This window comes from Evtepia sp. (assembly GCF_034090835.1).
GTDB lineage: Bacteria > Bacillota > Clostridia > Oscillospirales > Oscillospiraceae > Evtepia.
Window position 1 is genome coordinate 1 of sequence record NZ_JAXDRS010000041.1, and the last position, 7,123, is coordinate 7,123.

At 57.5% G+C, this 7,123-nt stretch carries 10 protein-coding genes, 1 tRNA gene and 1 rRNA gene; 10 read left to right on the top strand and 2 right to left on the bottom strand.

The features are described 5' to 3' along the window. Window positions 1–24 precede the first annotated feature (24 nt). Window positions 25–140: ribosomal RNA gene (rrf, locus tag SOR61_RS07615) — 5S ribosomal RNA — on the top strand. Window positions 141–265: 125 nt separating this feature from the next. Here rrf and SOR61_RS07620 read toward each other — a convergent pair. After that, window positions 266–901 carry an SGNH/GDSL hydrolase family protein gene (locus SOR61_RS07620; protein ID WP_320612070.1) on the bottom strand — a complete coding sequence of 212 codons (636 nt, stop codon included), beginning with the start codon at window positions 899–901 and terminating at the stop codon, window positions 266–268. Between SOR61_RS07620 and SOR61_RS07625 the strand changes: the two genes are divergently transcribed. Genes SOR61_RS07625 through SOR61_RS07655 form a run of 7 tightly spaced genes read left to right on the top strand, consistent with a single transcriptional unit; the run spans window position 900 to window position 6,264 of the window. Further along, window positions 900–1,139: a hypothetical protein gene (locus SOR61_RS07625; protein WP_320612071.1), complete on the top strand. Its 240-nt coding sequence runs from the start codon at window positions 900–902 to the stop codon at window positions 1,137–1,139. The genes SOR61_RS07620 and SOR61_RS07625 overlap by 2 nt on opposite strands. Further along, window positions 1,139–2,464 carry an electron transport complex subunit RsxC gene (gene rsxC / locus SOR61_RS07630; protein WP_320612072.1) on the top strand — a complete coding sequence of 442 codons (1,326 nt, stop codon included), beginning with the start codon at window positions 1,139–1,141 and terminating at the stop codon, window positions 2,462–2,464. Before SOR61_RS07625 ends, rsxC begins: the two co-directional genes overlap by 1 nt. A gap of 12 nt (window positions 2,465–2,476) precedes the next feature. Then, the gene (locus SOR61_RS07635) at window positions 2,477–3,544 is read left to right on the top strand and encodes an RnfABCDGE type electron transport complex subunit D (RefSeq protein ID WP_320612073.1); all 1,068 of its coding nucleotides are present in this window, start codon (window positions 2,477–2,479) and stop codon (window positions 3,542–3,544) included. Next, on the top strand, window positions 3,541–4,104 hold the full coding sequence (locus SOR61_RS07640) for an RnfABCDGE type electron transport complex subunit G (RefSeq protein ID WP_320612074.1): 564 nt from the start codon (window positions 3,541–3,543) through the stop codon (window positions 4,102–4,104). The genes SOR61_RS07635 and SOR61_RS07640 overlap by 4 nt, the downstream gene beginning before the upstream one ends. 15 nt (window positions 4,105–4,119) lie before the next feature. Continuing rightward, complete coding sequence (locus SOR61_RS07645; protein ID WP_320612075.1) at window positions 4,120–4,755, top strand: electron transport complex subunit E; 636 nt, start codon at window positions 4,120–4,122, stop codon at window positions 4,753–4,755. Then, window positions 4,755–5,345: an electron transport complex protein RnfA gene (locus SOR61_RS07650; protein WP_320612076.1), complete on the top strand. Its 591-nt coding sequence runs from the start codon at window positions 4,755–4,757 to the stop codon at window positions 5,343–5,345. The genes SOR61_RS07645 and SOR61_RS07650 overlap by 1 nt, the downstream gene beginning before the upstream one ends. Before the next feature lie 19 nt (window positions 5,346–5,364). Next, window positions 5,365–6,264: an RnfABCDGE type electron transport complex subunit B gene (locus SOR61_RS07655; RefSeq protein WP_320612077.1), complete on the top strand. Its 900-nt coding sequence runs from the start codon at window positions 5,365–5,367 to the stop codon at window positions 6,262–6,264. Between the two features lie 60 nt (window positions 6,265–6,324). On the opposite strand, the gene SOR61_RS07660 is transcribed toward SOR61_RS07655, so the two are convergent. Beyond that, on the bottom strand, window positions 6,325–6,513 hold the full coding sequence (locus tag SOR61_RS07660) for a DUF1540 domain-containing protein (protein WP_320612078.1): 189 nt from the start codon (window positions 6,511–6,513) through the stop codon (window positions 6,325–6,327). 115 nt (window positions 6,514–6,628) lie between these two features. Between SOR61_RS07660 and SOR61_RS07665 the strand changes: the two genes are divergently transcribed. Continuing rightward, a complete protein-coding gene (locus tag SOR61_RS07665) occupies window positions 6,629–6,841 on the top strand; it encodes a hypothetical protein (RefSeq protein WP_320612079.1) in 213 nt (70 codons plus the stop codon). A 146-nt stretch (window positions 6,842–6,987) separates the two neighbouring features. Further along, window positions 6,988–7,061, top strand: a tRNA-Gly gene (locus tag SOR61_RS07670). Window positions 7,062–7,123 lie beyond the last annotated feature (62 nt).

A 7,123-nucleotide genomic window follows, 5' to 3' on the forward strand; every position in this document is an offset into this window, starting at 1 on the left:
GGGTGCGGAGCTCTCAAAAGAGCAGTTGGTGTTGATTGCAGTGAGGGTCCACCCGTTCCCATTCCGAACACGGAAGTTAAGCTCACTTGCGCCGAAGATACTTGTTTGGAGACGAACCGGGAAAATAGGTAACGCCAACACAGAGAACAGGACGGCTAATCGGCTGTCCTGTTTTTTATTTCCTGCCATGCATAACAAAAGGCTCTGTCAACTATGACAGAGCCTTTTGTTGTATCCATTGCGATGGACAAGTGCAGGGATTCCTTCAAAAAGAGCGCATCCAGAGATCAGCCAGCTGCATCATTCCATCCCTGGTGGGGTGGAAGCCGTCCAGGGAAGCGTAGCGCTGCCCCGAGGCGGCCAGATCGGCCAGGGAACATTGGTGCGCGGCGACTGTTTTCCGGATCACATCGTTATAGGTCTCGATGCGGCGGATGAGAGGGGTGGGGTGATGGTCAGGGACGGTTCCGGTGTATCCGGCCACCAGGGTGGCGCAGGTGATGGTGGCGGTGGGGAAAGTCTCCTGAAGCCGATTGAGCATTAAGTCATAGGAGGCAGCGAAAGCGTCCAGAGGAATGTACAGTATGGCGTCATTCAGCCCCACAAAGACCAGAATGTGGTCCGGAGTCTGGGTTTCGGTGGCCAGATTCCGGATACGGTGGGGGGCGCAGGCGGGAAGGATGCCGCCCTCGGACGCAGTACAGCCGGAAATAGAGTTGTTGCGCAGCAGGCCGCCGTTTTTCCGGCGGATCACCTGCATCCACCAGGTATCGTCCGGGCCTGCCACACCGGAGAGGCGCGCAAGGTGGGGTTTATAGTATTCGCCTCCAGATGTGGAATATCCTTCCAGGGTGCTGATGGAGTCCCCCAAAATGGAGTAAAGCGGGTGGGAATGGGACATGGAAGAGATCACCTCCATAAGGTTCTGGGTCCAGTATAGCAGGGGGAGGAGAAAAAGAAAAGGAATCCTGCAAAAGAAAGAGAAATTTAGAAAAATTATGGAACTCTTGCAATTTTGTTTGGAAAAGCACTGGACAATTGGGCCGGCAGCATTTATTATATATAATGTTTTAGTCTCTCTGCAGGCTGATTCGAAAATTTGGGGAAAAAGAGAATTTGGCAAGGAAAAACAGAGGTGATGCTTATGAAGCAAAAGTTCTACGGCGGCGTCCACCCCGCCGAACACAAGGAAGCTACTGAGCATAAACCGATTCAACAGCTCGCCAAGGCCCCGGCTCAGGTCGTGATCCCGATGTCCATGCACATCGGTGCGCCCTGTAAGCCCGTGGTGCAGAAGGGCGATGCTGTTACAGTCGGCCAAATGATCGGTGCAACTGCGGGTCTCGGCGCGCCCATCCACGCCAGTGTATCTGGTACGGTTGTGGCGGTTGAACCCCGTCCCGGCACCGGTGGTGTGCCTACGCTTTCTGTCGTAATTGAAAATGATTTCCAAAACACCCTTTGCCCGGATTGCAAGCCGCGGGAGAACGTTGACGCTCTGACTTCCGAAGAGATCGTTGACATCATCCGTGACGCTGGCTGTACCGGTATGGGCGGCGCGGGATTCCCCACCCACGTCAAGATTAGTTCTGCAGTCGGCAAAGCAGACACCATTATTATCAATGGTGCTGAGTGTGAGCCCTACATTACCGCTGACCATCGCCTGATGCTGGAGCACGGCGAGAAGATCATTGGCGGTGTTCGGTTCATCATGAAGGCTCTTCAGCTGAATCATGCGTACATCGGCATTGAAGACAACAAGATGGACGCGGTGAATCATCTGAAGCAGCTGGTTGGCGACGCAAAGGACATCACTGTGGAAGCCCTGCGCACCCGTTATCCCCAGGGCGCAGAAAAGCAGCTGATTCAGCGGATCACCGGCCGTGAGGTCCCTCCCGGCAAGCTGCCTGCTGACGTGGGCTGCTGCGTGTTCAACGCAGCCACCACCGCTGCCATCTATGACGCTGTGGCTCTGGGTCTGCCTGTGTATCAGCGGGTCATCACCATCACCGGCAGTGCGGTGAAGAACCCCGTGAACCTGCTGGCACCGGTTGGCACCCCCTTCTCTCATCTGATTGAAGAAGCTGGCGGGTTCAACGGAACCCCTGCGCGTGTCATCTCCGGCGGCCCCATGATGGGTTTTGCCCAGTATGACATGTCCGTTACCATGGGTAAGGCCAGCAACTGCGTGCTCTGCCTGAGCAAGGAGGATCTGCCTGCTGTGAGCGCAAATCCCACCTGCATCCGCTGCGCACGCTGCGTCAATGTCTGTCCCATGCACCTGACCCCGCTGTTCATGAACATGTATGCGCATAAGCGTCTGTGGAGCGAGGTCGAGGAACTGCGGATCATGGACTGTATGGAATGTGGCTGCTGTCAGTACATCTGTCCTGCCAGAATTCCTCTGGTCCAGCAGTTCCGTACCGCAAAATTTGCCATCCGCCAGCAGGCGGCAAAGAAGTAAGGAGGGGACGGCATGGAAGAGTATAAACTGAGCGTAGCCTCCTCACCGCACGCATCGTCTCCTGTTGGAACCAAGAATCTGATGCGGGATGTCCTCATCGCCCTGATCCCCGCTCTGGCGATGGGCATCTATGTGTTTGGCCCGCGCGCACTGACTACGACCCTTGTGTCGGTTATTTTCTGCGAGATCTTTGAGTGGGGATACTGCAAACTGATGCACAAGCCCAATCCCATCGGAGACTACTCCGCTGCGATCACCGGCGTTCTGCTGGTCTTTGTTTCCCCGGTCACCCTGCCCTACTGGATGATCATCATCGGCGACTTCTTCGCCATCGTGATCGTCAAGCAGCTCTTCGGCGGCCTGGGCACCAACTTCCTGAACCCTGCGCTGGCTGGCCGTGCATTCCTGATGCTCTGCTACCCCGTGCCCATGACCACCTGGGTCCTGCCCGGCAAGGAAAACTGGGTGAGCGCACTGTCTGTCGGCACTGCTGGTACCGACTTTGTTACCGGTGCAACCCCCCTGTCCGTGGACTTCATGAAGGGCGGCGTCACTCCCGATGCTTCTCTGGCTGATATGTTCATCGGCAACATCGGCGGCTGCGTGGGCGAAGTTTCTGCCATCGCACTGCTCATCGGCGGCATCTATCTGATCGCCAGAGGCGTCATCCGCATCCGGATCCCCGCCGCTTACATCCTGACTGTGGCAGTCCTGACCCTGATCTTCTCCCGTGCTCCCGAAGGCGTCAATTCCTTTGAGTGGATGCTCCGCGAGATCTTTGCAGGCGGTCTGTTCCTGGGTGCCTTCTTCATGGCAACCGACTATGTCACCAGCCCCAACACCCCCAAGGGTGAGGTCATCTTCGGCATCGGCGCCGGCCTGCTGGTGGTCTTCATCCGCTACTTTGGCGGCTACCCCGAAGGCGTCTGCTATTCCATCCTGGTGATGAACATCTGCGTGTGGCTGATCGACAAGGCTACCATGCCCAAGCGGTTCGGCGTTACCCCGGAGATGCGCAAGGCAGAGAAGGAAAAGGCAAAAGCCGCGAAAAAAGCAGCAAAGGAGGGCGCTGAGGCATGAGTGCAAAGAAAGAACCCGGAATGGCCTCCCTCATCATTGTTCTGGCCCTGATTTGTTTGGTGATCGCCGCTCTGCTGGGCCTGGTAAACCAGGTGACCATCAACCCCATTAAGGCAAACACCGAAAAGACCGTGCAGGAGTCCCTCCAGAAGGTGATGCCTGCCGATGCTTACGACAAGGTGGAGTTTGCTGACGGCAGCGTGACCCTGAGCACCGGCACCACCGTGCCTGTCCTGGCCGTGTATCAGGCCGGCGAAGAGGGTTACGTGGTGGAAACCAACTCCCCCAACGGCTTTGGCGGTGCCATCGACATGATGGCCGGCATCAACAAGGACGGCGAAGTGACCGGTATCGCCATCATTTCCCACGCTGAGACCTCTGGTCTGGGCTCCAAGGCCACCGATCCTGAGTGGCAGAAGCAGTTCGTGGGCGCTACGGACATCGTGAGCGTGACCAAGGACGGCGGCGCAATCAACGCCATCACCGGATCCACCATCACCTCCCGCGCGGTCTGCGACGGCGTGAACGCTGCCCGGGCTGTTGTGGAAGCACTGGGTTAAGGAGGGACCGAAACAATGAATGTAAAGAAACAATTTTGGGATGGTCTCATCAACCAGAACGCTGCTCTGGTCCAGTTGCTTGGTATGTGCCCCCTGCTGGCTATCACGACCTCCCTGTTCAACGGCCTCGGTATGGGCGTGTCGGTTATCATCATCCTGACCTGCTCTAACGTGGTTATCTCCGCTCTGCGGAAAATCATCCCCAGCAAGGTCCGTATCGCCTGCTACATCGTCGTGATCGCCGGCTTCGTGACCATGGTCGACCTGCTGCTGAAGGCATTCGTGCCTTCCCTGTCCAAGAGCCTGGGCCTGTTCATCCCCCTGATCGTGGTGAACTGCGTCATTCTGGGCCGTGCAGAAGGCTTTGCTTCCAAGAACAGCATCGGCGCTTCCGCACTGGACGGTATTTTCCAGGGCTTTGGCTACATGATCGCTCTGGTCATCATGTGCGTTATCCGTGAGTTCCTGGGCGCCGGCACCTTCGGCGGCGGCCTGCTCAACGGCGGCAAGGGCATCCAGATCCTGCCCCCCGACACGGCTGCGCTGGGCATGATCCTGCCTGTGGGCGGCTTCCTGACCCTGGGCGTGGTCATTGCCGCAGTCCAGTACTTTATGAACAAGCCCAAGAAGAATAAGGAGGTGGCGAAGTAATGGAAAGTATTACCAGCTTGCTTTCGATCGCCTTGGGCGCAGTGCTCATTAACAACTTCGTCCTGTCCCAGTTCCTGGGCATCTGCCCCTTCATGGGCGTGTCCAAGAAGGTCGAGACTGCCCTGGGTATGGGCATGGCCGTTATCTTCGTTATGGGCGTGGCCGCTGCGGTCAACTGGCCCATCAACCAGTTCATTCTGGAGAAGTATAACCTGGGCTTCCTGCAGACGGTGACCTTCATCCTGGTCATCGCCTCCCTGGTGCAGTTCGTGGAAATGTTCCTGCAGAAGGCAATGCCCTCCCTGTATGAGGCTCTGGGCGTGTACCTGCCCCTGATCACCACCAACTGCGCCGTGCTGGGTGCCGTGCTTCAGAACACCCAGAAGTCCTACAGCTTCGCAGAGAGCCTGACCTACGGTATCACCGGCGGTATCGGCTTCCTGGTGGCCATCGTTCTGTTTGCCAGTGTCCGTGAGCGGATGGAGTTTTCCAAGTGTCCCAAGTGCTTTGAAGGCTTCCCCATTGCCCTGGTGGCAGCCAGCCTGATCGCTCTGGCATTCATGGGCTTCTCCGGCCTGAAAGTTTGGTAAGGGAGGCGAAGAGAGAATTATGAGTACGACCATTTTAGCTCCCATTGTACTGTGTGTACTGGGTATCGTTTTTGGTGCCATTCTGGCCTTCGCTTCCAAAGTGTTCGCAGTGGAGAAGGACCCCCGCGAAGAAGCCATCAGTGAAGTCCTTCCCGGCGCCAACTGCGGCGGCTGCGGCTATCCTGGCTGCGGCGGCTATGCCAACGCTGTGGTGAAGGGCATTGCTCCCGTTGATGCCTGCTCTCCCGGCGGCCCTGATGTTGCCAAGAAGATCGGCGCCATCATGGGCGTTGAAGTTGAGGAAGGCGCCCGGAAGATCGCACAGGTCATGTGCACCGGCGGCGGCCACGAGAAGACCCGCTATGACTATGTGGGTCTGGAGAGCTGCCTGGCAGTTTCCCGCGTTTCCTCCGGTCCTCTTCAGTGCACCTACGGCTGTCTGGGCGGCGGCGACTGCGTGGACGCCTGTAAGTTCGACGCCATCCACATCGTGGACGGCGTGGCAAAGGTGGATAAGGATGCCTGCGTGGCCTGCGGCGCTTGCGTGACCGCCTGCCCCAAGAACATCATCCGTATCGTGCCCCTCAACGCCAAGAAGTACACCGAGATCCCCTGTGCATCTCATGACAAGGGCCCCGCTGTCCGTCAGGCCTGCGACAACGGCTGTATCGGCTGTAAGCTGTGCGTGAAGGCTTGTCCCAGAGAGGGCGCCATTGTGGTGGAAGATTTCCTGGCCAAGATCAACTACGACATTTGTATCGGCTGCGGCCTGTGCTCCCGTGCATGCCCCCGCCAGCTGATCACTGTGGACGGCGTTGTTCTGCCGCCTAAGCCCAAGAAGCCCGCAGCTCCCAAGGCTGAGGAAGCCCCCAAAGCTGAGGAAGCCCCTAAGGCTGACGAAGCTCCCAAGGCTGAATAATTGTGAGAAAAAGGACCCGGGAAACATCCCGGGTCCTTTTTTCATGAGAGGCGGGGCAGCTCAGCAGCTGCCGTTCTTGGACAGCTGATAGGAAGCGCACTCGGTGCAGGCGCAGTCCTTGGAAGCAGGGCCGCAGGTCCCTACCTGGATGGAGGACAGGGAGCAGGCGCTCTGGGCCTTGTTGTGGTGGGCGCAGCTGGAGACGGAACAGCGAATGCTGTGGTTGGCATTGTTCATACGGTTTTCCATGGGAAAAAACCTCCTTCATCAGAATCTGTCTGTAGTATGGGCTGGGAGGAAAAGGATTATACCTGGCACCAAAAAGAACGGCGTGCGCATAGGATAGAGGGCGGAGGTGATACCCATGGATCTGCGAGGCAATCAGATCACCATTCGGGAGCTCTTGTCCCACCCTGGCGCCCGGCAGGTGCTGGCACGGCGGTTTCCCCATGTGATCGACCGACCCATCGTGGCCCATTCCGGCGCCATGACCCTGGAGCGGGCTGTGAAGCTGGGGGCGGCTTACGTACCGAAAAAGGTCATCCAGGAGACCCTGCGGGAGCTGGAGAGGCTGTAAAAGAGAGGGCACTTCATGCCCCTGGCCGGGATGCCCCGGCCATACATAGCAGAAAGAAAAGTTTGACAAGGTAAGAAAAAACCATTGACAAAGCGAGCAAGCTGTGCTATTCTATACAAGCTAACGGTTCCGGAATGCGTACTTATGCGGGTGTAGTTCAATGGTAGAATCCCAGCCTTCCAAGCTGGTCGCGTGGGTTCGATTCCCATCACCCGCTCCATCTGCAAAGTCGATAGCTTAGGGTGTCGGTTTTGCAGATGGAAGCGGAGAGGAGCCGGGCTG

What these genes read in the sequence shown, in the direction of transcription:
- SOR61_RS07625 (WP_320612071.1), top strand. Translation starts at nt 900, where the DNA reads ATGGAAGAGATCACCTCCATAAGGTTCTGGGTCCAGTATAGCAGGGGG.
- SOR61_RS07620 (WP_320612070.1), bottom strand. Translation starts at nt 901, where the DNA reads ATGTCCCATTCCCACCCGCTTTACTCCATTTTGGGGGACTCCATCAGC.
- rsxC (WP_320612072.1), top strand. Translation starts at nt 1,139, where the DNA reads ATGCTTATGAAGCAAAAGTTCTACGGCGGCGTCCACCCCGCCGAACAC.
- SOR61_RS07635 (WP_320612073.1), top strand. Translation starts at nt 2,477, where the DNA reads ATGGAAGAGTATAAACTGAGCGTAGCCTCCTCACCGCACGCATCGTCT.
- SOR61_RS07640 (WP_320612074.1), top strand. Translation starts at nt 3,541, where the DNA reads ATGAGTGCAAAGAAAGAACCCGGAATGGCCTCCCTCATCATTGTTCTG.
- SOR61_RS07645 (WP_320612075.1), top strand. Translation starts at nt 4,120, where the DNA reads ATGAATGTAAAGAAACAATTTTGGGATGGTCTCATCAACCAGAACGCT.
- SOR61_RS07650 (WP_320612076.1), top strand. Translation starts at nt 4,755, where the DNA reads ATGGAAAGTATTACCAGCTTGCTTTCGATCGCCTTGGGCGCAGTGCTC.
- SOR61_RS07655 (WP_320612077.1), top strand. Translation starts at nt 5,365, where the DNA reads ATGAGTACGACCATTTTAGCTCCCATTGTACTGTGTGTACTGGGTATC.
- SOR61_RS07660 (WP_320612078.1), bottom strand. Translation starts at nt 6,513, where the DNA reads ATGGAAAACCGTATGAACAATGCCAACCACAGCATTCGCTGTTCCGTC.
- SOR61_RS07665 (WP_320612079.1), top strand. Translation starts at nt 6,629, where the DNA reads ATGGATCTGCGAGGCAATCAGATCACCATTCGGGAGCTCTTGTCCCAC.